Origin of the sequence: Pseudomonas sp. PSB11 (assembly GCF_014596605.1) — a bacterium.
Classification (GTDB): domain Bacteria; phylum Pseudomonadota; class Gammaproteobacteria; order Pseudomonadales; family Pseudomonadaceae; genus Aquipseudomonas; species Aquipseudomonas umsongensis.
The window spans coordinates 308,848-331,708 of sequence record NZ_NOIO01000002.1; the positions used below are offsets into that span (position 1 = coordinate 308,848).

At 59.7% G+C, this 22,861-nt stretch carries 19 protein-coding genes and 1 pseudogene; 9 read left to right on the top strand and 11 right to left on the bottom strand.

What is annotated here, in order from left to right; translation table 11 throughout:
• Window positions 1–112 precede the first annotated feature (112 nt).
• Together CGA21_RS04440 and CGA21_RS04445 are read left to right on the top strand one after the other, a co-directional pair.
• The gene (locus CGA21_RS04440) at window positions 113–760 is read left to right on the top strand and encodes a TetR/AcrR family transcriptional regulator (RefSeq protein ID WP_110752470.1); all 648 of its coding nucleotides are present in this window, start codon (window positions 113–115) and stop codon (window positions 758–760) included.
• Window positions 761–1,003: 243 nt separating this feature from the next.
• A complete protein-coding gene (locus CGA21_RS04445; protein WP_042955806.1) occupies window positions 1,004–2,194 on the top strand; it encodes a cation:proton antiporter in 1,191 nt (396 codons plus the stop codon).
• Between the two features lie 339 nt (window positions 2,195–2,533).
• On the opposite strand, the gene CGA21_RS04450 is transcribed toward CGA21_RS04445, so the two are convergent.
• The 4 genes from CGA21_RS04450 to CGA21_RS04465 form a co-directional block, all read right to left on the bottom strand.
• Window positions 2,534–2,917: a VOC family protein gene (locus CGA21_RS04450; RefSeq protein WP_110752423.1), complete on the bottom strand. Its 384-nt coding sequence runs from the start codon at window positions 2,915–2,917 to the stop codon at window positions 2,534–2,536.
• A 68-nt stretch (window positions 2,918–2,985) separates the two neighbouring features.
• Complete coding sequence (locus CGA21_RS04455; RefSeq protein ID WP_110752421.1) at window positions 2,986–4,104, bottom strand: S-(hydroxymethyl)glutathione dehydrogenase/class III alcohol dehydrogenase; 1,119 nt, start codon at window positions 4,102–4,104, stop codon at window positions 2,986–2,988.
• Between the two features lie 105 nt (window positions 4,105–4,209).
• The gene (locus CGA21_RS04460) at window positions 4,210–5,175 is read right to left on the bottom strand and encodes an ABC transporter substrate-binding protein (protein WP_110752419.1); all 966 of its coding nucleotides are present in this window, start codon (window positions 5,173–5,175) and stop codon (window positions 4,210–4,212) included.
• 154 nt (window positions 5,176–5,329) lie between these two features.
• Window positions 5,330–6,169: a hypothetical protein gene (locus CGA21_RS04465; protein WP_110752417.1), complete on the bottom strand. Its 840-nt coding sequence runs from the start codon at window positions 6,167–6,169 to the stop codon at window positions 5,330–5,332.
• A gap of 108 nt (window positions 6,170–6,277) precedes the next feature.
• On the opposite strand from CGA21_RS04465, the gene CGA21_RS04470 reads away from it, so the two are divergent.
• Window positions 6,278–7,180 carry a LysR family transcriptional regulator gene (locus CGA21_RS04470; protein ID WP_110752415.1) on the top strand — a complete coding sequence of 301 codons (903 nt, stop codon included), beginning with the start codon at window positions 6,278–6,280 and terminating at the stop codon, window positions 7,178–7,180.
• A 67-nt stretch (window positions 7,181–7,247) separates the two neighbouring features.
• On the opposite strand, the pseudogene CGA21_RS04475 reads toward CGA21_RS04470, so the two are convergent.
• A pseudogene (locus CGA21_RS04475) lies at window positions 7,248–7,466 on the bottom strand (transposase); the annotation flags it as partial.
• 102 nt (window positions 7,467–7,568) lie between these two features.
• Window positions 7,569–8,684: a formylglycine-generating enzyme family protein gene (locus tag CGA21_RS04480; protein WP_188263622.1), complete on the bottom strand. Its 1,116-nt coding sequence runs from the start codon at window positions 8,682–8,684 to the stop codon at window positions 7,569–7,571.
• Between the two features lie 180 nt (window positions 8,685–8,864).
• Here CGA21_RS04480 and CGA21_RS04485 point away from each other — a divergent pair, with 180 nt between their 5' ends.
• Window positions 8,865–11,351: an arylsulfatase gene (locus CGA21_RS04485; protein WP_188263623.1), complete on the top strand. Its 2,487-nt coding sequence runs from the start codon at window positions 8,865–8,867 to the stop codon at window positions 11,349–11,351.
• 88 nt (window positions 11,352–11,439) lie between these two features.
• Here the strand turns inward: CGA21_RS04485 and CGA21_RS04490 are convergent, their stop codons facing one another.
• Together CGA21_RS04490 and CGA21_RS04495 are read right to left on the bottom strand one after the other, a co-directional pair.
• On the bottom strand, window positions 11,440–12,339 hold the full coding sequence (locus tag CGA21_RS04490) for a DMT family transporter (RefSeq protein WP_188263624.1): 900 nt from the start codon (window positions 12,337–12,339) through the stop codon (window positions 11,440–11,442).
• 78 nt (window positions 12,340–12,417) lie between these two features.
• Window positions 12,418–13,497 (bottom strand): SDR family oxidoreductase, encoded by a 1,080-nt coding sequence (locus CGA21_RS04495; RefSeq protein WP_188263625.1) that lies wholly within the window; start codon window positions 13,495–13,497, stop codon window positions 12,418–12,420.
• 74 nt (window positions 13,498–13,571) lie between these two features.
• On the opposite strand from CGA21_RS04495, the gene CGA21_RS04500 reads away from it, so the two are divergent.
• Window positions 13,572–13,958: a MerR family transcriptional regulator gene (locus CGA21_RS04500; protein WP_188263626.1), complete on the top strand. Its 387-nt coding sequence runs from the start codon at window positions 13,572–13,574 to the stop codon at window positions 13,956–13,958.
• A 140-nt stretch (window positions 13,959–14,098) separates the two neighbouring features.
• Here the strand turns inward: CGA21_RS04500 and CGA21_RS04505 are convergent, their stop codons facing one another.
• A complete protein-coding gene (locus CGA21_RS04505) occupies window positions 14,099–14,872 on the bottom strand; it encodes an IclR family transcriptional regulator C-terminal domain-containing protein (protein WP_110752403.1) in 774 nt (257 codons plus the stop codon).
• A 145-nt stretch (window positions 14,873–15,017) separates the two neighbouring features.
• Between CGA21_RS04505 and CGA21_RS04510 the strand changes: the two genes are divergently transcribed.
• From CGA21_RS04510 to CGA21_RS04525, 4 genes are all read left to right on the top strand, one after another.
• Entirely contained in the window at window positions 15,018–15,836 is an 819-nt protein-coding gene (locus tag CGA21_RS04510; protein ID WP_188263627.1) for a shikimate dehydrogenase family protein, read from the top strand.
• 32 nt (window positions 15,837–15,868) lie between these two features.
• Entirely contained in the window at window positions 15,869–17,647 is a 1,779-nt protein-coding gene (locus CGA21_RS04515; protein WP_188263628.1) for an FAD-dependent oxidoreductase, read from the top strand.
• Window positions 17,616–17,936, top strand: a complete 321-nt coding sequence (locus tag CGA21_RS04520; protein ID WP_020800477.1) for an NIPSNAP family protein — start codon at window positions 17,616–17,618, stop codon at window positions 17,934–17,936. The genes CGA21_RS04515 and CGA21_RS04520 overlap by 32 nt, the downstream gene beginning before the upstream one ends.
• 149 nt (window positions 17,937–18,085) lie before the next feature.
• Window positions 18,086–19,807, top strand: a complete 1,722-nt coding sequence (locus CGA21_RS04525; RefSeq protein WP_223193990.1) for an FAD-dependent oxidoreductase — start codon at window positions 18,086–18,088, stop codon at window positions 19,805–19,807.
• A gap of 36 nt (window positions 19,808–19,843) precedes the next feature.
• On the opposite strand, the gene CGA21_RS04530 is transcribed toward CGA21_RS04525, so the two are convergent.
• Both CGA21_RS04530 and CGA21_RS04535 read right to left on the bottom strand, forming a co-directional pair.
• Entirely contained in the window at window positions 19,844–20,479 is a 636-nt protein-coding gene (locus tag CGA21_RS04530) for a response regulator transcription factor (RefSeq protein WP_188263629.1), read from the bottom strand.
• 10 nt (window positions 20,480–20,489) lie between these two features.
• Window positions 20,490–22,760, bottom strand: a complete 2,271-nt coding sequence (locus CGA21_RS04535; RefSeq protein ID WP_188263630.1) for a PAS domain S-box protein — start codon at window positions 22,758–22,760, stop codon at window positions 20,490–20,492.
• Window positions 22,761–22,861: the final 101 nt, after the last annotated feature.

Consider the following 22,861-nt stretch of genomic DNA (forward strand, 5'->3'; position numbering starts at 1 on the left):
ACAGGTCATCAGGCACGCCGACAATATGCCCCTGTGTACATAGGTGTCAATACTCTTGACGCTGGTGTACAGTTGGCCACGAAAAGCACATTTCAACAGGGAAGAAATGCCCATGAAAGCAACCACCTCAATGGCGGAACCGGCAGGCCGAGGCTCACTGGAAGCCTGGCTCAATGCGGCCTACGAGAGCCTGACCGAGTCAGGCGTCGATGCCGTGCGAGTGATGCCGCTGGCGAAAAAACTGAATTTGTCGCGCACCAGCTTCTACTGGTTTTTCGAAGACCGCGATGCCTTGCTCGTCGCCTTGATCGAGCAATGGAAAAACAAGAACACCTTCAACCTGGTGACCAAATCCCAGGCCTATGCCGAGTCCATCACCGAGGCGATCCTCAACGTCTTCGACTGCTGGCTAAACAGCGATTTGTTCGACTCGCAGTTCGAGTTCGCCATGCGCAGTTGGGCGCTGCAATCACCGGAAGTGGCGCAGGAAATCGGCCAGGCTGACGAGCAGCGCGTCGAGGCATTGCGGCAGATGTTCGACCGTTTCGGCTTTGAACACGATGCGGCAATAACCCGCGCCCGTTCGATCTACCTCACGCAAATCGGCTACATCAGCATGAAAACCCGGGAGCCCCTGGCCCAGCGCATGCGCTACATCCCCGAGTACCTGAAGATTTTCACCGGCAGGGAGCCGGAAGCCCGTGAGCTGGAGCGCTTTTATCAGCGCAACGGTTTTAGCAGTGCCGATTTGAACGTCTGAATCATCGACTCCAAGTCGTTTCTTTGGAGAGCGTCCTGGTAGGCCCTCCCTTTGGCGCACCGCTGCCAGGCATTCCTTCAATCAGTGCCTGGCCCGAATCGCCGATAGCCCCGTCCGGGGTCGGTATCTGAACCATTGCGATAGGTCCGGTGTTCTCCACGAAACTGCAAATGGGGCTACCCTGAAAGTGTTTACCTCAAGGTCGCGTGTTACATCTGCCCACCCTTAACAGGCAGGTCGTCGATGTATCAGAACCTAGCGCTGCTTGCCGCCTTCCTCCTTACCTACAGCCTATTTGCGGGGCGCTTCGAGTCACGCCTGCTTAATGGCCCGCTTATGTTCATGCTTGCCGGCTTGCTGCTCGGCCCGGCATTTCTGGGCGTTCTGCAACTCCGGATTGACAGGGAGGGCCTCAAGTTCCTGGCTGAGCTGACGCTGGCGATTGTTCTGTTCAGCGATGCGGCCAACGCCGATTTGAAGGTCCTTCGGGCCAATGAAGGGCTTCCACTGCGCTTGCTGATGATAGGGCTACCGCTGACCATAGCGGGTGGTTGGCTAGTCGGCGTCTGGCTGTTCCCACAGGTCCCACCGTTGGAACTGGCAATACTGGCAACCCTTCTGGCACCCACCGATGCTGCGCTCGGCAAGGCGGTTGTGAGCAACCCTCAGGTTCCCGCGTCCGTGCGTGAAGGGTTAAACGTTGAGAGCGGGTTGAATGATGGAATCTGCGTTCCAGTGTTGCTTATGTTTTTGGCATTGCTGGTCGAAGAACAGACACGGTCCCCTATCTCACTGGCATTAGAGTTAGTGATCGAGGAACTGGGCATCGGTGCACTCATCGGTATTACCCTGACGCTCATCGCCTGGCGGTTGCAGCGCTACTCCGTAAAACACCAGTGGCAAACGCCAGTGTGGTCACAGTTGACCCTGCCCGGGCTCGCCATCCTGTGCTTTGCCACAGCGCAAACACTAGGCGGTAGCGGATTTATCGCCGCGTTCGTCGGTGGGTTGCTTGCAAGCTTTCTGTTTACCGAGCAAAAGCACCAGATGCTCAAGGCCAGCGAAGAGTTCGCCAGTCTGTTATCGGTCATTACCTGGGTCGTATTTGGCGCACTGGTGATCCCGTGGGCCTGGAGCAGCCTCACCCTGAACATCTGGCTTTACTCGGTGCTCAGCCTGACCATGATTCGCATACTGCCCGTGCTGATCAGCCTGGTCGGAACCCGCTTCGATTTCGAAACTCGCCTCTTCATCGGTTGGTTCGGCCCGCGAGGCCTGGCCAGTATTGTCTTTGCCGTCATGATATTGGCCTACCCCCTGCAAGCAAGCCGTACCTTGGTGGCTACTGCTGTCTGTACCGTTTTACTCAGTGTGCTATTACACGGCCTGAGTGCCAATCCATGGGTTGCACGGCTGGCCAGTCGTGATCATTGATGACCGTGTTTGTTCAGTAATCTCGAACTGCGCTGGCCGCTGCGGTTTCTGTTGCATCACCCTGTGTTCTCCTGCTCGAAAAGTGAGCAGAAGCAGTTGAATACCTGGGTCAGTTTTCAGTCGGCAGAACAGCCTTTACTGGGTCAGTTTGCGGTCAGCGGCAACAGTTTAGCTTCACGAGCAATCCCCTGGTGCTGGCGCACCCTGGCATGAACGTCTCCCGTGGACTGTGGATTCAACCGGCTGCCCGCTGCACAAAGGGGGGAACAGGGTCACTGGCAAACTCGTGAAGTGACCCTGTTCCCATGGGCGATGCCGGTCAAGCGCAGCGCCTATGACTTACGCCGCCTTGAAGCAGTATGCAGCCAGCTTGTTACCGTCCAGGTCCCGTGCGTAAGCCGCATAGGCGTTGGGTGCCCAGCCTCGCGGACCCGGTGCGCCTTCGTCGGTGCCACCGCTGGCCAGGGCTGCCGCGTGGAAGGCGTCGATAGCGGCGCGATCTGCTGCTTCAAAGCTGACAGTGACACCATTGCCGACGCTGGCAGGCGCGCCATTGGCGGGTTTGAGCACGAAGAACGACGGGGCGTTTTCACCCCAGATCGAGCCATTGTCATCCAGATCGGCGATGCGTTTCTGGCCGAGTGTGGCGAGCACGGTGTCGTAGAAACGGCGGGCCTGCTGCAAGTTGTTGGTACCAACGGTGACGTGGGTGAAGATGCTCATCTTGATGCTCTCTCTATGAAAAACAGGCTGTATGGGGCCCGTGCGCGCTCGACGCCAGGGCGCTTGAATCAGCGATCGAAATGGATGACGGTGCGAATGCTCTTGCCTTCATGCATCAAGTCGAAGGCCTTGTTGATGTCCTCGAGCCCCATGGTGTGGGTGATGAAGGTATCCAGCGGAATGTCACCGGCCTGGGCCTTTTCGACGTAAGTGGGCAGTTCGCTGCGGCCTTTTACGCCGCCAAATGCCGAACCGCGCCAGACACGACCGGTCACCAACTGGAACGGGCGAGTACTGATTTCCTGACCGGCGCCGGCGACGCCAATGATCACCGACTCGCCCCAGCCCTTGTGACAGCACTCAAGCGCTGCACGCATCAGCTGGACATTGCCGATGCACTCGAAGGAATAATCGACGCCGCCCTCGGTCATTTCGACGATCACGTCCTGGATCGGTCTGTCGTGATCCTTGGGGTTGATGAAATCGGTGGCGCCCAGTTGCCTGGCGATCTCGAACTTGGCCGGGTTGATATCGATGGCGATGATGCGACCGGCCTTGGCCATGGTGGCGCCGATGATCGCCGCCAGGCCGATACCGCCCAGGCCGAAGATCGCCACGCTGGCGCCCTCTTCCACCTTGGCGGTGTTGAGCACAGCACCGATGCCGGTGGTCACGCCGCAACCGAGCAGACAGACCTTGTCCAGTGGCGCTTCCCTGGGGATTTTCGCCAGGGAGATTTCCGGCAGCACGGTGTATTCGGAAAAGGTCGAAGTGCCCATGTAGTGGAAAATGGGTCGGCCCTGATAGGAAAAACGGCTGGTGCCGTCCGGCATCAGGCCCTTGCCCTGGGTCGCACGAATTTTCTGGCAGAGGTTGGTCTTGCCGGACATGCAGAACTTGCAGTCGCCACATTCCGGTGTGTACAGCGGGATCACGTGATCCCCCACCGCCACCGAGGTCACGCCTTCGCCGATGGCCTCGACGATGCCGCCGCCTTCATGCCCGAGGACGACTGGAAAGAGGCCTTCCGGATCCGCGCCGGACAGGGTAAACGCATCGGTATGGCAGACGCCGGTGGCGATGATTCGCACCAGCACCTCCCCGGCCTGCGGGGGTGCCACATCGATTTCGACGATTTGTAGAGGCTGGTTCGCCGCGAAGGCGACAGCGGCTCGTGATTTGATCATGGTGTTTTTCCTGGGCGCACAGAGGCGTCGCCGCTGTGCAGAAACGGTAAAAATCAGTAGTAGAAGAGTGTTACGCAGGGCGGGCATCCGTGCCCTCGTGACTGGTTAGAGCGACGCCTCGATCTTTTTTGCCGCGGTTTCATCGACCCAGGCGTGCCAGACTTCCGGGTGCTCCTTGAGGAACATCCTCGCCAGCTTCGGCGATTCGATGCGTTCCCGGGTCATCCGTGCCAGGTTCTGGTTCAACAGATCGATGGGAATGTTGACCTTCTCCAGCACCGCGACCAGTTCGGGTGCCTGCTCATGGAAAGTCCTGGAGAGCCCGACCATGGTGACGACGTCTTTGTTGGCCCCGGTTTCTTCCAGTCTTATCGCATCGATCTGCCCCATCAACGGCGTCGGTGACCAGTAGTAGAACAGCACCGGTTCACCGCGTTTATAACTGGAGAGCACGGCGGCATCCAATGCCGCTCCTGTCCCTGGGCGGAAGTTGGTGAAGGTGTTTTCCAGCCCATAGGCTTTCAACATCTCGGTATTGTCCTGTTCGCAGATCCAGCCCGCAGGGCAGTTGTAGAAACGGCCTTTGGACGGCTCCTCCGGATCCTTGAACACCGCCGGGTACTTGCTCAGATCGGCGACCGTCTTCAGCTCGGGCGCCTGCGCCGGTCGATTGCGCTTGGTGTCTCCCTCCACGACATAACGCGGCACATACCAGCCCTGGGTCGCCCCGATGATCGGCGCGCCCACCCCGACGACCTTGCCGGCCGCCGCGGCCTTTTTCCAGACCTCGCTGCGCTCCATCCACTCCTCGCCAAACACCTGGATGTCGTTGCCGGCCAACGCGGTCTCAAGAATGATGGTATTGCCCACCAGCTGATCCGTGGCACAGCCATAACCCTCCTTGAGCACCACCATCATGATGTCGGTGAGGAGCATCCCGCTCTCCCAGTTCAAGCCGGCAAATTTCACCGGCTTGCCCGAATCACACCAGCCCGAAGCCTGGCTTGAAGCACTGCCGACGAGCAAGCCAAGGGTGAGTAAAGAAGCCAGCAAACTCTTCCTGTTTTTCATGATCAGACGCTCCGAATCATTATTATTGGGGGCAGCGAACTGTTGTGGGCGACACAGGAACAAATGGGCCCATGAGATTTAACATGGCCAGGTGCGCGCGCAAACATGTGAAGCGAAGAAGTGAATCAGTTGCCTTTATGGTTATGGGCGACACTCAAACCAATGGATCAACGGTGGTACGTCCGTAGAACAACTGGCGTGCATAGGCGCTGAATTCGACATTGGGTTGGTCCACATACGCCAACACCGCGTTGAGCCTCAACCTGTCGCCTGCCACCGGCGTGACCCGGTGCAATGAATAGCGGCCACGGAACAGTGTCAGGGTGCCGGGCACCTGAGGCAGCACCTCTACCTGCTGTGTTTTCGGGTCATCGAGGAATTGCCTCACCGCCTCATGACAATCGTCGTGTTCATTGCGCAGCATGCGCACATACTCGAAATCCCCGCCCGCGTTCGCCGCCTGCAGTGACAGCGTGACGCTGAAGTCGGAACGATCAAAATGCCACCCCAATTCCTGCCCTGCCGTGAAGCCCTGCAGGTTGAGGGCGGCCAGTGGATCGGCGTGGCGATAGAGCGTTTCCAGGTTCAATACATCCTTGATGAACGCCAGGACTTCATCCGCTTCATAGATCGACCGGATCGCATGGTCGAGCGGAATATCGGCGTAGGCAACGGTGTCTTTGGCCGTGGTCATCAAGCGGCGCAGCGGATGTTGCGGATCGACGCTTTCGTCCTGGGGTTTGAAATAAACCGTGTGATTCTCCCTGAAACGAAACATGCGCGAGTGCAGTGCAAGGGTCTGCTGCGCCATGGCGACAACCGATGGCTCGCGGACAAAACCCGGGAAGATCGCCACGCCCTCTTCGCCGAGCAGCGACTGGCTTTGCGCAACCAGTGCCCGGTATGAGGAACTGGCGCGATCGGTGATGGGGTAACGCTCGAGGTCGATGATATCGCCAAGGGTGTGTGCAGCAGTGGTGGGCAGGTTGGTCATTGTTGTGGTCTCCGGTGGGCTCTGCTGGATTCAGATTGCATCGCCACCAAAAACAAGTCACGCTCATAATTTTACGCAATTTTGTGAATTATTTTCAGGTCGCTCGCCATGAGACTTACCCTCGATCACCTTGTGATGTTGCAAACCCTGGCGCAGGTCGACTCGGTCACGGCCGTTGCCGAGCGCTTATGGCTGACGCCCTCGGCGGTCAGCCACCGCCTGCGCGAAGCCGAACGGCGACTGGGTGTGGGCCTGACCGAAAGATCAGGCGGCAAGCTGCGGCTCAGCCCTGCCGGCGTGCGCCTGGAACGGGCCGCCAAGGACATCATCGCGATACTGAACGAGGCCGAGTCCGAAGCCCGGTCGATGGCCGGCGGCGTCACCGCGTTCGTGCGCATGGGGGTCACCTCCTATGGCCCGTTTCGCTGGATTCCAAAGTTCATCAAGCACTACTCGAGCCTGCGCCCGGACATCGAAATCACCCTGGTGACCGTGCCCCGCAACGACGTGTACGCCAGCCTGATGCAAGGCCGGATCGATGTGTCCATCATCGATGACGGCATGGTGCCCAGCGGTGTCGCCAAGCTGCCGCTGTTTCGCGACGACCTGATCGCGATCATGGCCACCGACCACCCCCTGGCGGACAGGAAAAATATCTACGCGCAGGACTTCAAGACCTACAACCTGGTGACCTACTCAACCGATCGCGCCAGCGGCTGGGAATACGACCGCTTCTTCGCCCCTGCCAGCATCTTGCCGCGCCGCATGATCACCGTGGAGCTGATCGAAGCCATCGTTGAACTGGTTCGCTCAGGCTACGGCATCAGCATCCTGCAACGGGACCTGGTGAGCCCCAGCCTCGAGCGCGGAGAGCTTGCGTGGGCGGCACTGAACGACGGCCTGGACATTGCCTGGAACGCCATCGTTCGCCCCTCTGAACGGCAGGACAGCGAGGTCAACAGGATGGTGATGGAGCTTGAGACCTGGATCAAAAAAGTTGAAAAAGGCTGATTGCTGGTAATGCTTCACGGCAGGCAGCAACCGGCCGATTCTGTTGAAAAAGTCGGATTTGCAGATCACCTGCGTCCATGCAACGACGCAGCACTTCATTGAACAGCCAGCGAAACAGACCGCTGCCCCGAAAACGGCCGTGTCGATTTTTTGGAAAAGGTCGAGTGATTGGGAATTTCATCCTGAGGCTTAACCGGCAGAACCAGCGATACGCCAGGTTTAAATGGGTCTCTTCGCACGACCGCCGCTCGGAGCGAATACCTTAGCAGTAGCCCACGTTCAACATGAATGCAGAGATTTTGCCGCAGGCCAGACAGGGGAGTTACTTTTTCAACAGAATCGGCCAAGGGCAGTCTTTCGTGCTTTCACACCCAAGCGCATTTTGTATTCAACGGTTCTTTTCCCATTGGTCATTACTCATTGCCAAGCGAAAGCCGAGATGCGACATGGAATTCATAGGATCAGCACCCTGCCTGGCGCTGGTGCGAAAACTTGTGCAGTAGCTGTCGCTACAAAGAAAAGATCCGCCTCGGATTACACGTTGCGGTGCATTGGCCGTCACCCCAAGTTCAGGGTCATAGCTGTCGGAGGGCCCCACTGGGTTTACCACTGCTTCACCCGCTGGTTGACGTTTGAGGCCAACTCTAAACGCATCGGCACGATACCAATCGGCGACCCATTGCCAAACATTCCCGGACATATCGTAGAGCCCGTAGCCGTTAGGTTGGTAACTGCCTACCGGCTTGGTGCCAACCTTGAATTTATTACTGGCTCCGGTCACTGGAAACGGCTGTATCTCATCCCAGGTATTCGCCATCTTTTCCCCACCGGGTGAGAAGTCACTCCCCCACGCATAATTCGCCTGTTCAAGACCACCTCTTGCGGCGTACTCCCATTCAGCCTCGGTCAGCAGACGTTTATGCGCCCACTTTGCGTACGCCTCTGCATCTTCATGTGAAACTTGCACGACCGGATGGTTTTCCTTGCCCTCAATGGTACTGTCCGGGCCCAGCGGGTGACGCCAGTCAGCCCCCGGGACAAACGCCCACCACTGGCTGAAGTCATTGAGCGGGATAGGTCTGTCCGTGCCGACAAAAACCATTGCGCCAGGCACCAGTTCGCTGTCATTGGGCTCAGGCGTCCCTGGTGGCAGCTGGACTTTAAGGTCTTCCCATTCGGGTTTGCGTTCGGCGGTGGTGACGTAATGAGTTTCAGAAATGAAACGGGCGAAATTGGCGTTGGTGACGTCGTAACGGTCGATCCAATACCCTTCAAGTCGGACCTTGTGCGCCGGCCCCTCATTGTGACGAGCCAGCTTATGATCGCTCCCCATCAAAAATTCGCCTGCAGGAAGCCAGACCATTTCCCGCGGGCCATTTTTCCCATCACCCAGCGTCAAAGGCTTAGGGCCGCGAATGTGCTGAGATACCGCAAACGCCAGGCAAATCGACACGATCCCGGCACAGACGATGGCGGTAGCAAAATGCGGTTTCCTGATAAGCATTTGCGCCCCTCTCGCATACAGTCTGCGGCCGATGCTGAACCTGCCTGATATCAAGATCAGGTATAGACAGCACTCCTCCAAAGTCAACGGCCACTCGGATCAATGTTGAGATGGACTGGCGAGAGAAAAAAACGGTTCTACACTCCGAGTCTGGGGTTCGGGGGTTTACAGGAGCTGGCCATGGCCATTGCACACTGGAATAAACCGTTATGGCTGAGCCAGCGCATCTGTTCAGGACTGGCCGTTACCTTGCTTGCGTTCTCTTGTGCCAATGCAACGACACAAGAAGTCAACGGCACGCCCGGCTCTCCCAGCGCGACCACGACCATCGATGGACGATACCTCCCTAACCCTCCAGCGGCATTCGGTGGCGTTATCAACCTCGACGCCGCGAACTCCACGCCCTACTGGACACCGACCGTCGTCCCGCCTAAAGACGCGCCCAATGTAGTGTTGATCATCACCGACGACGTCGGTTTTGGCGCGCCCAGTACCTTCGGCGGCCTCATCCCCACGCCCGCCCTGGATCGCGTCGCGGCAGCCGGATTACGCTTCACGCAATTCAATTCGACGGCACTGTGCTCACCGACACGCGCGGCCTTGATTACCGGGCGCAATCACCATTCCGTCGGCTTCGGCATGGTCACGGAAACATCAACCGGATATCCCGGCTACAACAGCGTCATCACCAAGGACAAGGTGACCATTGGCAGAATCCTCAAGGACAATGGCTATGCAACGTCGTGGTTTGGCAAAAACCACAACACGCCGTCATTCCAGGCCAGTCAGGCCGGTCCGTTTGATCAATGGCCCATTGGGATGGGCTTTGATTATTTTTACGGTTTCATGGGTGGAGAAACCAGCCAGTGGCAGCCGGGCAATCTGGTTCGCAACACCACGCCGATCCATCCTTACGTCGGCAAACCGGGGTGGAACCTCATCACCGCGATGGCGGATGACGCGGTCAGCTACGTCCATGAGTTGAACGCGCTCGATCCGAAGAAGCCTTTCTTTCTTTATTACGCCCCTGGCGGTACTCACGCGCCACATCATCCGCCCCCCGAATGGATTGACAAATTCAAGGGCAAATTTGACATGGGTTGGAATGCCGCGCGCGACCAGATTTTCGCCAATCAGAAGCGCCTTGGCGTGATCCCGGCGCAAGCCAAACTCACGCCGTGGCCTGACTCCCTGAAGAAATGGGATGAACTGTCGGCGGACGAGAAAAAATTGTATGCCCACCAGATGGAGGTCTACGCAGCCTATCTCGCGTACACCGATAACGAAATTGGCCGGGTGATCCAGGCAATCGATGACATGGGCAAACTCGATAACACGCTGATTATCTACATCAGTGGCGACAACGGCGGCAGTGCCGAAGGCACCCCTAACGGCACGCCAAACGAAATGACCACCTTCAACGGAATCGACGTATCGGTTGCCGACCAGTTGAAGTATCTAGACGCTTGGGGGTCGGACCAGACGTATCCGCACATGGCCGTGGGCTGGACCTGGGCCATGGATACCCCCTTCAAGTGGACCAAGCAAATTGCATCGCATTTTGGCGGCACTCGCCAAGGCATGGCCATCTCCTGGCCGAACCGGATCAAGGATGCCGGCGGGATCCGTAACCAGTTCCACCACGTCATTGACATCGAACCGACGATCCTGGAAGCCACAGGCATTGATGCGCCGCTGCAAGTTGACGGCATTGCGCAAAAACCTATCGAAGGCACGAGCATGGCTTACCTCTTCGACAAACAGAGTGCCGAAAAGCCTTCTACACGCACCACCCAGTATTTCGAGATGTTTGGTTTGCGTGCGCTTTATCACGAGGGCTGGATGGCTTCAACGACACCCTTCCGCGCACCTTGGGACCTCACCGCTCAGCCACCCAAGGACATCGTCAATGGCGTCAATTGGGAACTGTACGACATCACCAAGGACTGGACACAAAACGACGATGTTGCAGCCACCAATCCCGCAAAACTCAAGGAGCTACAGGACTTGTTCTGGGTGGAAGCAAACAAGTACCAAGTGTTGCCGCTCGACGCTTCCGGCTCGGCGCGCCTCCTTGCACAGAGGCCGAGCATCGTGGCCGGACGGAGCGAATTCGATTATCTGTCGCCAGTGACCGGCATTCTTCCCGGCAACGAACCCAGCATCTTGAACAAGTCCTACGTCATTACGGCTGACATTACTGTTCCGGAAAATGGCGGCGACGGTGCGCTGGTGACCGATGGTGGCCGCTTCGGTGGTTACGCCCTCTACCTTCTAAAAGGCAAGCCGATTTTCAATTACAACCTTGAAGGCGTTGCGCGCTTCCGCTGGGAAGGGACCGAGGCACTTACTCCCGGCAAGCACAGCATCAGCTTTGACTTCAAATATGCCGGGCCGGGATTCGGCAAAGGCGGCACCGGCGTACTCTCAGTGGATGGCAAGCAACTGGTCAGTCATACGATTCCCCACAGCGTCCCATTCGTCTTCGGTGTCGATGAAAGCTTCGATGTCGGCTCCGATACCGGCACCCCCGTGGATGACAAGGATTACCAAGTGCCGTTTGCGTTCACCGGCACACTGCACAGACTTACAGTCAAGCTCGAGCCTGCACAGTTGAATGCCACGAGCAAGGAAGTAGCTCAGAACAAGGTCGGCAACAAAGACTAGGAATGCGCGCAGATCATCTCTCACGGGATGATCTGCGACTATCAGCGAAAACCGCTGATTGCCAAAGTAAACAGAATCCGAAAATAGCTCACTCGGTCGAAGGGACGGATGCTTTGCTGCCCAAGCGAATGAGTTCATTGGAGAAACACAGACCGACGATGATCAGTGCCGCTCCCGCGTACAGGCTTTCGCGCGGTACTTCATTGAGCGCCACAAACGCCAGCAGCGCGGCGAACAATGGCTCGGTCAGCTCCAGCGCTTGCACTTGGGATGGCTTGAGGTACTCGATGGCCTTGGTGGTGCAGAAGAAGCCCAGGATTGTCGGCAGCGTGGCCAGCGCCAGCAGCGCGGCGATCGCCAACGGCGACAACTCGCCGATCGCGAAACCATCGGCCGCAGCCGGCATCAGCAGGTACAGGCTGCCAAAGAACAACAATTGTCGGGTGAAATGCAGCCCACCCGACACTCCCATACGCTTCATGGCAACCGAAAAGGCTCCATAGCCGGAGCCGGCCATGCAGGCGAGCGCAGCACCTTGCAGGGTAAAGCCCTGCTGCAGGTCACCGCCGAAGATCACCGAGATCCCGGCGATGGCCAGTGCGGCGCCAACGGTAGCGTTCGCGGTGATGGCATCCTTGAGGAAAATGCGCCCCAGAATGATCGAGGAAATTGAGGCGCTGGCCATCAGCACCACCACCACACCCGCCGCAGCGTAGTGTCGATAGGCGGACGTTTCGAAATGGAACAGCACGAAGATGCCAAGGAATGCGCAGATAGCCGCCTGAGTCCATTTGGTCGACGCCGCCGGGCGCTTGAGGAAAAACAGTAAGATCGAGAGAAGCACGCAACCCAGTACGGTCTTGATGACAGCGACACTGCTCGCGGTGAAACCATTACTCATGAGTACTTTGCTGAGTACACCGATCGTTGCGTTCAGCGCCGCAGCGCAGAGTGCAAATATGAGGCCTTTGCTGAAAGTAGATTGCATTGATGACGATCCCTGTCGCTGAATTGTCGTTGGATGGAATGGCGGGGCTAACGGCTTTGTCGCCCCCCAAGGTAGAAGTCAGAGGGCCTGGCCCTTGGCTATGCAATATGAGTTGACGAACATTGCAGTGTGCTGCAAAGACTGACGTATATCCGGTTTGGCTATTCCATGCCTGTTGGCAAACTGCTCGACCGGCGCAGTATCAAAACGAGTGGTTTGGATAAAGTCCAAGGCTTCGGGTTTTGTATTCAAAAACCGCGCGACCGGAGGAATACTCAGTAGCCACTTCAGCAATCGGAGTGAAACGTAGTGCTTGGGAGACTTTAAAGCCAAAGGTTGTGCCACCTGTACCAGGAGTTCTCGCAAGTTGGGCGTTTGGCCATCGAGCGCCAGCAGTTCCTGGCCCACCATGGCAGGATCAAAAGCACAAACCGCCACCAGCTCAACCAGGTAATCGACGGTGACCAGTGGCAGCCAGTGCTCGGCCGTACCGGGCACTGCCGTCAGCTTTCCCTGCACAAAGTTGCGTATCAGCTCTACCAGCGGCTGACCGTCCAGGATATGCCCCGTGCGGCTGTGACCACAAACCGTCGCAGGGTGGACAACGGTCATCTCCCCGCCCTTGGCGGACATGACCTCCAGGGTCGCAAAATGCGCCTCCAGCTTGCTCCCCTCGTAACCACCGACATGTCGGTAGACGGCAGGCCAATTCGTCAGCTGCGGATGACGAGGATCAATTCCGATGCGTTGCAGATGTTCATGATTTTTCAGCATGTAGCCGCCGATCATCACTAACCGGCTTTTTTGCTCAGCCGCCAACAGCGCCACGCGTTTTGCCCCTTCCACGTTCACCGCACGAGAATGCGCCACTGAAAGCCCCCATGCGAAGTGGGCGCCCAGGTGGAATATGACACTGGCGTGCCTTAGCACTTCTCGGTCGGCAAGACTCAACCCGAGGTTGTCCCGTTCCAGATCGCCAGCTACGGCAAATACCCGGGTTGCGCACCCTCCCAAATTGTCGACTTGCTCCCGCAGTGCAGCGAGTCGCTCCGGGCGACGCATTAACACCCGAATGGTGTGACCTTTTGCACTCAGGTGCGCCACCAAATGTTGACCGATGAAGCCAGTACCCCCCGTGACAAAGCACTCCACGCTCATTTCCCTGTTCCTTGTTTAAGGTGAGAAACCAAGCGTAAACTATCGACCCAACTCTACAGTCAAGCGGTGTTTCCATGAAAATCGGCGAGCTCGAGGCCCGCAGCGGTGCCAGCCGTCATACGCTGCGTTACTACGAGCAAATCGGCCTGATCTCACCGGTGCGGCAAACCAACAATTATCGCGTTTACACAGCGCAAACGCTTCAGGATCTGGATTTTATCCAGCGCGCGCAAAGCATGGGGTTTTCCCTGGGAGAAATAGGCGAGATTCTGGATGCGCAGCGCAACCAGCTGATCGATTGTGCTGATGGCGCTAAGCTAATTGAAAAGAAGATGGCGGAAATCAAACAGAAAATCGCCAACCTCCAAAGCATTTATCGGTATCTGGATGAAGAGCGTGCAAACCTCGAGGCCAGTGCTGCCAAGCAACTTGAGCTTCAGCAGCTGAACAACTCTTACTGAAGTACCTCCGGGCGCGAAAAGGGGACCGAAAGGGGCGGCTTTATTTCTTCACTCCAACCGTCCGCTTTGGCCGATAGCTGCCCTTGGCATCCGTCCACGTCGGATCAATCGCAACCTTCCCCACAGGCAACACCATCGCCCTACAGCGTCATGATCGGCCGCAACAAGGCCTGGCCTTCATACAAGGCGGACAGATAACGCTCGCGCATTTGCTCCACGGTCATTCGCGACGCATGGGTAGTGAGCGTCAAGGTGGCCTGCAGCTGCCCTTCGCGATCAATCAACGGCACGCTCAGCACCCGCATACCCACTTCGTATTCCTGATCCACAAGAACGTAGCCACGCTGCGCCGCCACGGCGATTTCGGCGCGGATCTGTTTTTCATCGGTGAGCGTGTAGGGGGTGATCGCCTGGGGCGGGTTGCGTGCGAAATACCCGTCCAGCGCTTCGCCAGACAAACTCGCCAGCCAGAGCCGGCCACTGCCGGTGCAATACATGGGCACCCGTGAGCCAGGCCGGATCGACATCGAGGTGATGTGGCTGTAGCGGCTGCGCACCACATGCACGATGTCATCCCCGTCGCGAATGCCCACCGACACATGCTCCTGGGTGGTTCGCGCCACCTGTTCGACGATCGGCCGCAGCATGCGCGGCAGCACGGCCGAATCGACATAGGCCTGGCCAATGCGCAGGGTCTTGGCGGTCAGCCAATAGAAACGACCATCGGTCTGCGCGAAGTCGTCATGCACCAGCGTCAGCAAAAAACGCCGGGCAGCGCTCTGCGTCATGTCGGCCATGCGCGCCACCTCCGGCACACTCAGGCGCGGATGTTCCTGGGAAAACAGTTGCAACAACGCCAGGCCTTTTTGCAGGCCGACGATCAGGTCCCGTTGATGGATGGTGGGCTGCTTCATCGCGACGACTCTAATTCAGGCAGATAATGCGATTATCGCACTGATGCTGCGATTATCAACTTAAACGCCTGGCAGCCTGATTGTCCGCTCCCCTCCCCGCTCGCACTATCGGCCCCACAACACAGCCAATAAGCGGGTACATCAAATGATTCAGGGTTCGACTGAACTGGTCGCCATCGTCGGCTCGCCTGTGACACAGGTCAAATCGCCGGAAAACTTCAACCACTGGTTCGCTGGGCACCGGCAAAACGTTGCCATGCTGGCCATCGACCTTGCGCCGAGCGCCCTGCAGAACTTCGTCGAGACCTTGCGTGGCTGGCAGAACCTGCGCGGCTGCGTGGTCACCGTACCCTACAAACAGCTACTGGCCGGCCGCCTGGACAGCGTCAGTGCGCGCTCGGCGGCGCTGGGTTCGGTCAACGTGATCCGGCGCGAGGCCGACGGCCGGCTGGTGGGCGATATCGTCGACGGCGAAGGTTTTCTCAGTGCGGCGCGCCAGCAGGGTTTCAATCCGCAAGACAAACAGGCGCTGGTGATCGGCACCGGCGGTGTCGGCAGTGCGATTGCTTATTCACTGTGCCAGGGCGGGATCCGTCATCTGGTCATCAGCGACTTGAGCGCGGAGCGCGTCGAGATGCTCGGCGAACTGTTGCGCGACACGTTTCCCGAGACAGTGATCAGCGCCAATCCCTCCTCGCTTGAGCACTTCGATCTGGTGGTCAACGCTTCGCCGGTCGGCATGGACGCCACCAGCGATGAAGGTCCGCTGCCATTGCCTCAAGGCCTGATGCAAAGCTTGCAAGCGTCGACGCTGGTTGCCGATGTCGTGACTTCGCCAGCGGTGACGCCGTTTCTCGCCTTCGCCCGAAGCCGCGGTTGCCCGATCCAGACCGGCCCGCAAATGGCCCTGGCGCAACTGGGCAACCTCGGCCACTTCATGGGCGTGACACCGCTGCAGATCTGATCTGCGGCCGTGTCCTTAACAGGCGATAGACAATGAACATGACGACTACCCAGCTCCCTGCCGGTGCCGACCGGGCCTACGACGTGATTGTCCTGGGCAGCGGCGCCGCCGGTTTCGCCGCGGCAGTGACCGCCAGTTGCCGCGGCCTCAAGGTCTTGCTGGTGGAAAAGACCGAAACCTTCGGCGGCACCTCGGCGATTTCCGGTGGCGCGGTCTGGCTGCACGACACCGATCAGGCCCGGGCCGCCGGGCATCACCTGGGCGCCGACGAAATGCGCCGCTACCTCAAGGAGGTGATCGGGGCTGGCTACAACCCGGCGCTGATCGACGCCTTCATCGACAATGGCCGCGAAGCCTTGAGTTTTCTGCAGGCCAACAGCGAACTCAAATACAGCCTGCGGCCACTGTCGCCCGACTATTACCCGGACTTGCCCGGTGGCACGCAAACCGGTCGCGCCCTGGAAATCGACGAGTACGACGGGCGCAAGCTCGGTGAGCACTTCAAAGACTTGAAGCGGCCACCGGACGGCATGCTGCTGTTCGGCGGCATGATGGTCAATCGTGTCGACATCCAGCACTTCCTCAGCTTCAAGCGCTCGCCGCAATCGCTCTGGCACTGCCTGAAACTGATGGGCCGATATGCTATCGATCGTCTCAGCCATCCACGCGGAACGCGCCTGACCGTAGGCAATGCCTTGATCGCCCGGCTGGCGACCACCGCCTTCTCCAACGGCGTCGACTTGTGGCTCGAGGCGACGCCCGACGCGCTGCTGATCGAACAGGGACGCGTGGAGGGCGTGCAGATCACCTGGCGCGGACAAACCCGCAAGGTATTGGCCAAGGGCGGTGTGGTACTGGCCATGGGTGGATTTGCCGCCGGCGCCCAAGCCGCGGGGCAGCGGCCAGCGACCGACTCGGAACACTGGAGCATGTCCCCTGCGGCCAATGTGGGGGACGGACAACGACTGGCCGCTGCGGTCAACGCGGCCATTGGCGACAACCTGTCGGCAAACTTCTTCTGGGCGCCGGTTTCGGTCCTGCGCAAGGCCGACGGCAGCCTCGAGCGTTTTCCCCACCTGGTGACCGATCGGGCCAAACCCGGTGTGATCGCAGTCAACCGCGCCGGACGACGTTTCGTCAACGAGTCGGACTCCTATCACTGCTTCGTCCAAGGCATGTTCGCCAACGGCGGCGCGAATGCGCCCTGCTGGCTGATCTGTGACAGCGAAGCCTTGAACCGATACGGCATGGGCCTGGCCCGTCCGCGGCCGGTCGACAACAGCGCATTGATCGAAGCCGGTTACCTGCTGCGCGCAGACAGCCTCGCCGAACTGGCCCTCATCGCGGGCATCGATGCCACGGCCCTGGAGCAGACCCTGACGCAGTTCAACGCCGATGCAGTGCTTGGCGTCGACCGGCAGTTCGGCAAAGGCAGCAGCGCTTACAACCGCTACATGGGCGATCCGCTCCATGGACCCAACCCGTGCCTGAAGCCGCTGCACAAGGCGCCGTTCTACGCCATTCGCCTGTTTACTGGCGACCTCGGCTCCGCCCGCGGACTGGTCACCAACGGCCAGGCCAACGTGCTCGACCGCAGCGGTGCACCGATCCCCGGTCTGTACGCCGCCGGCAATGAAATGAATTCGATCATGGACGGCACCTACCCAGGCCCTGGCATCACCCTCGGCCCGGGCATCACCTTCGGCTACCTCGCCGCCAGTGATATCGCCGCCCGTCTTGAGCACAACACACACCCACACGCCCAAACCGGAGCACCGCATGTACTACGAACTGCGCACCTACACGATTAAACCGACCCGCCTTGGCGACTGGCTGGCACTGTACAAAACCGCGGCACTGGCCGTGCAACAAGAGCACCTGGGCAACCTGGTCGGTTTCTTCACCACCGAAATCGGCGAGGTCAACCAGGTGGTGCACATCTGGGCCTATACCAGCCTCGACGATCGCATGAACCGCCGCAACGCCATGGCCGCCGATCCGCGCTGGCAGGACTTCGCCAGGCAGAACAAGGCGCTCGACGCCGTGGTGACGCTGGAGTCGCGCCTGCTGCGCCCGACCGACTTTTCACCGTTGCAATAACCGTCCCCAGTAGGAGCGAGCATGCTCGCGATGATCTCCAATGCGCCGCGTATATCCAGGTACTCCGCGTCATCGTTGACGTCCATCGTCGGAACGCCGCCCGGAGCATGCTCGCTCCTACAGTGAAAAGCCCAAATATGGAGGTCGCCATGAGCGTCTTGCCGTCGATGAATGTCGACGACCTTATCTGTGATGTCCTGGTCATCGGTTCCGGCGCCTCGGGCCTGGCGACTGCCGTCACCTGTGCCGAGCTCGGCCTCGACGTCATCGTGGTGGAAAAAGAGCCGGTGCTCGGCGGCACGAGTGCCTGGTCGGGCGGCTGGCTGTGGGTCCCACGCAACCCGTTGGCAGTCGCCGAAGGCGTCGTGGAAGAGCTCGAACAGGCGCGAATCTACCTGCGCAACGAGCTGCACAGCGATGTGCTCGACCCGCGCATGGAGATGTTCCTCGAGCAGGGCCCGAAGATGGTCGAATTTTTTCAGCGCCATACCGAAGTGCAGTTTTTCTCCGGCAGCAAGATGCCAGACTTTCATGCCAGCGAAGGTCATGCCCGAGGCGGCCGCTCGCTCTGCGCGCTGCCATTCGATGGTCGTCGACTGGGTCCGTGGATCGACAAGCTTCGGCGTCCGCTGGACCTCATCAGCCTTGCCGGAATGGGCATTGCCGGCGGCGCCGATCTCAACCACTTCCTCAATGCGACCCGCTCGGCAAGTTCACTGCTGTATGTCGGCAAACGCCTGTTGCGCCATGCCCGGGACCTGATGTGCCACGGCCGGGGCATGCACCTGGTGAACGGCAATGCCTTGGTCGCGCGGCTGTTGAAAAGTGCCCTGGATCGCAACGTCCGCCTGCTGACCGATACACAGGTAGGTGAGCTGCTGCGCGAGGACCAACGTGTGGTCGGCGCGCGTATCGACCGCGGCGCAGGCCTGCTCGAGATCCGTGCACGACGGGGAGTGGTGATGGCCTGCGGCGGCTTCCCCCACGACCGGCAACGAATTGCCCAGCAGTTCGCCCACGCCCCTGATGGCAGCGCACACTTGAGCGCTGCCCCCAAGGGCAATACCGGCGATGGCTTGCGCCTGGCTGAAAGCGTCGGCGCTCGCGTCGCCAGCGACCTGGCGCAGGCCGCTGCGTGGGCACCGGTGTCTCGCGTGCCGCGCGAGGACGGCGGCTTCAGTGGCTTTCCACATTTGATGGATCGGGCGAAACCGGGTTTTCTCGCCGTGCGCCGGGATGGTCGACGCTTCGTCAACGAAGCAGACTCCTACCATGACTACATGTGCGCACTGTTCGACGCCTGCGGACCGGGAGAAACCCCGGTGTCCTGGTTGATCTGCGACCATCGCGCCCAGCGGCGCTACGGTTTGGGCTGGTCCAGGCCCTTTCCCTTCCCCACAGCGTCCTATGTGCGCATGGGCTATCTGTTCAAGGACTCGACCCTGGCAGGACTGGCACGCCAGTGTGGGATCGATGCGCAACAACTGCAGGCCACGGTCGACACGTTCAATCAGTTTGCCGAGAAAGGCTGCGATCCGCAGTTTCGTCGCGGTGAGTCGCTGTACAACAAAAACCAGGGGGAAATCCTCCACGGTCCCAACCCGTCCCTTGGCAGCCTGCGCCAAGCCCCCTTCTACGCCGTGAAGCTGGTGCCTGGCAGCCTCGGCACCTTCGCCGGGCTGCACACCGACGCCTGTGCCCGGGTACTGGACGACAATCAAGCGCCGATTCCAGGACTGTTCGCCGTGGGCAATGACATGAACAGCATCATGAACGGTCATTACCCCAGCGGCGGCATTACCCTCGGGCCGGGCATGACGTTCGGCTACATTGCAGCAAGAACACTGGCAGGCTCAGCGGCGGGTCGATGAGTGCAACATCAAGCAGATGCCGGCCAGGGCGAGGGATCAACGCAACTTCAGCGGATCGACCATCTGCGCCGCGATGGCCATGCCCACCAAGTCCGGCAACGTATTGGCCTGCATGCGTTTCATGACGCGCGCGCGATACAGATCGACGGTTTTTGCACTCACGCCCAGTTGCTCGGCGATTTCGCGGGTGGTGTAACCCTGCACCAGCGGCAACAGGATATCGCGCTCGCGCGGGGTCAAGGTCAGCAAGCGCGCCTGCAAGGCTTCGTGGCCCTGGTTACCCGAACGGTGGGTGGCACAGTTGCTGAGCGCCTGTTGCACGCTGTCCAGCAACAGCTGTTCGTTGTAAGGCTTCTCGATAAAGTCATGGGCACCGGCCTTGAACGCGCGCACCACGATCGGCACATCCGCGTGCCCGCTGACAAAGATGATCGGCAGGTTCAGTTGGCGCATGCGCATTTCTTCCTGCACGTTCAAGCCGCCCATACCGGGCATGCGCACATCCAGCAGCACGCAGGCGTCGAGGCTCGCATCGCAGGCGTCGAGGAACGCGACACCACTGGTGAACGGCAGGGCCTTGAGCCCGACCGACTCCAGGAGCCAGACCGTCGACTCGAGCATGCCCTGGTCATCATCGACCACGTACACCACCTGCTCCGTTACACCTGCCATTACCTGATTCCTATTGTTGTTTTGTTGGGCCGGCCAGTGGCAAGCGGCAACACATCAGCAGCCCGACAGGCTGGCGCCGGGCATTCAATTCGCCACCGAAACCTTCGATGATGCTGCGGCTCATGGACAGACCGAGCCCCAGGCCATCGGCCTTGCTGGTGTAGAAGGGGGTAAAGATCTGCTGAAGTTGTGGTTCGCTGACGCCCGGCCCCTGATCTTGCACATGGATCTCCACGCACGTGCCACCGCCCTGCCCCACGGTCATCACGATCACCGAAGGCTGCCCGGGATGTTGCTCACGGTTGGCGTCGATGGCGTTACGCAACAGGTTGAGCAGCACCTGTTCCAGCAACACGCGGTCGGCATAAACGGGCGGCAGATTATCCGGCAGTCGATCCTCGATTGTCACTTGGCAATTGCTCGCCTCCCAGGCACATAAACGCACGGCTTCGCGGGCCACGTCAGTCAGGTTCAGCGCCTGCATGCGACGTTGTCCCTTGCGTAAAAAGGCGCGTAGCCGCCGAATCACTTCGGAGGCGTGGGTGGCGTGATGGGTAATGCGCTCCAGGCCCTGGGTCACTCTCGCTGCCGCTTGAGGATTGGAGCCCAGCGTCTGCAGGTAGCGCTGGCTCGCGTTCGCATAATTGACCACGGCCGCCAGCGGCTGGTTGATTTCGTGGGCGATTCCCGAAGCCAGTTCACCCAGGGTGACCAGGCGTGCGGTGTGCGCCAGTTCGTCCTGATGACGGCGCTGTTGCGCTTCACGCAGTTCGCGCTCGGTCATGTCACGCGCGACCAATGAGTAATAGCGCTCGCCGCTGGCCGAACGGTGCGCCAGCAACACCAGCGACACCGGCACCGATGTGCCGCCGTCCGGTGGTTGCAGGCGCGCATCGGTGCTCCAGACACCGTCGCGCTCGGCGCTGCGCCAACCGTCGCGCTGCAGGCGCGCAAGGTCAGCACTGGCGAACAACGTAGCCAGGGCCGGCATGGGTTGTTGCTCATCAATCCCGAGGATGCGGCGCGCGGCTGGATTGAGGTAAGTGACCAGGCCCCCGGGAGCGATGAACAACACCGGATCGATGTTGGCCTCGACCACTTCGGCCAGGCGTCGCTTGTTCTCCTCGGCCTGCACGCGGGCCGTAACGTCCCGGGACACGCAGACGATTTCAACCACCGCGCCGGTGTAGGTTTCCCGGATTGCCCGGCTGGCCGTTTCGAACCACAGGTAATGGCCGTCGCGATGGCGGATGCGGTACGTCATGGTGTGATAACCATCCTGCTCCAGCGCATCGCGTGCACGCTGCACGAGGCCGGCCAGGTCCTGGCCATGGAACAGGCCCTGGGCCATTTGCCCGCGCAGTGCTTCGGGCCAATAGCCGAGCAAGGTCCAGGAGGCCGGTGACGCATCGATCACACGCCCATCCGGTGTGTGGCGGGAAATCAGGTCGGTGGTGTTTTCGATGATCAGCCGGTAAAGCCGTCGTGCAGTGGCCGCCTCACGCTCTGCCAGCACCTGCGCCGTGGCGTCGCGGCAACGGGCGAGCACCCGGTTTTCCTGGGGGTCGGGGATAAACGTCCAGATCAGGACCTGTGACTTAAACTGAGCCTCGACGCCTTCGACAGCCCGTTGCTGGGTCAGGCAGGCACGCACCAGCTCTCGGTGATTGACCGGTAAAAAACCCAGCACATCGCCCAGCGATTTTTCCGCGAGCAACGCCATCAGTGCCGCGTTGAACTCCAACGGTCGACCTTGCGCGTCGAGCAACAGGCTCGGTTGCGGGTCGAGGCCCAGCAGCGGCGAACCGCGCAGCATGCCGTTGACACTGCTCAGCAGCGTCGTCAGCAAATCCTGGACCCATCCCAGCCAATCGAGACTCACGCCCTCGCGCACTTGCACCAGCAACAAGCCCGGCTGCCCGGGCGTCAAGGCCAGGTCGAACACCTGGCCATGGCTGATCGCGGCCCGGCGCAACCGGCCGGACAACCAGCAATCGAGTCGACGCACATCAGCCAGGGCCAGGCGCCCTGTGTCTGCCAGAAGATCGAAGAGCACCTGGTCGCTGGCCAGCGCAGGGTCGCCAAGTCCCGGCGGAAAATGCTGGGCCGTGCCCTCATGGCGGTAGATTCGCGAAGGGAGCTGCCAACTCAGGTACACCGCCCGCTGCACTTCGGGACACTCCTGCAGCGCCAGACACAACGCATCAGCCCGGGCGGCCAGGGACACACTCTCGCGCTGCAGGCGCAACCAACTGTGCAATCGAACGGGAGTCACGGTCATTACGCGCCCACTTTGTCAGGGAAACCAAGCCTATACCAACTTGGAAGGTCAGTGGCGTCGACTCAGAATCAGAAGAACCACATATAGTATATATACTATAG

Coding starts and splice junctions, on each gene's coding strand:
- CGA21_RS04440 (WP_110752470.1), top strand. CDS start 113: ATGAAAGCAACCACCTCAATGGCGGAACCGGCAGGCCGAGGCTCACTG.
- CGA21_RS04445 (WP_042955806.1), top strand. CDS start 1,004: ATGTATCAGAACCTAGCGCTGCTTGCCGCCTTCCTCCTTACCTACAGC.
- CGA21_RS04450 (WP_110752423.1), bottom strand. CDS start 2,917: ATGAGCATCTTCACCCACGTCACCGTTGGTACCAACAACTTGCAGCAG.
- CGA21_RS04455 (WP_110752421.1), bottom strand. CDS start 4,104: ATGATCAAATCACGAGCCGCTGTCGCCTTCGCGGCGAACCAGCCTCTA.
- CGA21_RS04460 (WP_110752419.1), bottom strand. CDS start 5,175: ATGAAAAACAGGAAGAGTTTGCTGGCTTCTTTACTCACCCTTGGCTTG.
- CGA21_RS04465 (WP_110752417.1), bottom strand. CDS start 6,169: ATGACCAACCTGCCCACCACTGCTGCACACACCCTTGGCGATATCATC.
- CGA21_RS04470 (WP_110752415.1), top strand. CDS start 6,278: ATGAGACTTACCCTCGATCACCTTGTGATGTTGCAAACCCTGGCGCAG.
- CGA21_RS04480 (WP_188263622.1), bottom strand. CDS start 8,684: ATGCTTATCAGGAAACCGCATTTTGCTACCGCCATCGTCTGTGCCGGG.
- CGA21_RS04485 (WP_188263623.1), top strand. CDS start 8,865: ATGGCCATTGCACACTGGAATAAACCGTTATGGCTGAGCCAGCGCATC.
- CGA21_RS04490 (WP_188263624.1), bottom strand. CDS start 12,339: ATGCAATCTACTTTCAGCAAAGGCCTCATATTTGCACTCTGCGCTGCG.
- CGA21_RS04495 (WP_188263625.1), bottom strand. CDS start 13,497: ATGAGCGTGGAGTGCTTTGTCACGGGGGGTACTGGCTTCATCGGTCAA.
- CGA21_RS04500 (WP_188263626.1), top strand. CDS start 13,572: ATGAAAATCGGCGAGCTCGAGGCCCGCAGCGGTGCCAGCCGTCATACG.
- CGA21_RS04505 (WP_110752403.1), bottom strand. CDS start 14,872: ATGAAGCAGCCCACCATCCATCAACGGGACCTGATCGTCGGCCTGCAA.
- CGA21_RS04510 (WP_188263627.1), top strand. CDS start 15,018: ATGATTCAGGGTTCGACTGAACTGGTCGCCATCGTCGGCTCGCCTGTG.
- CGA21_RS04515 (WP_188263628.1), top strand. CDS start 15,869: ATGAACATGACGACTACCCAGCTCCCTGCCGGTGCCGACCGGGCCTAC.
- CGA21_RS04520 (WP_020800477.1), top strand. CDS start 17,616: ATGTACTACGAACTGCGCACCTACACGATTAAACCGACCCGCCTTGGC.
- CGA21_RS04525 (WP_223193990.1), top strand. CDS start 18,086: ATGAGCGTCTTGCCGTCGATGAATGTCGACGACCTTATCTGTGATGTC.
- CGA21_RS04530 (WP_188263629.1), bottom strand. CDS start 20,479: ATGGCAGGTGTAACGGAGCAGGTGGTGTACGTGGTCGATGATGACCAG.
- CGA21_RS04535 (WP_188263630.1), bottom strand. CDS start 22,760: ATGACCGTGACTCCCGTTCGATTGCACAGTTGGTTGCGCCTGCAGCGC.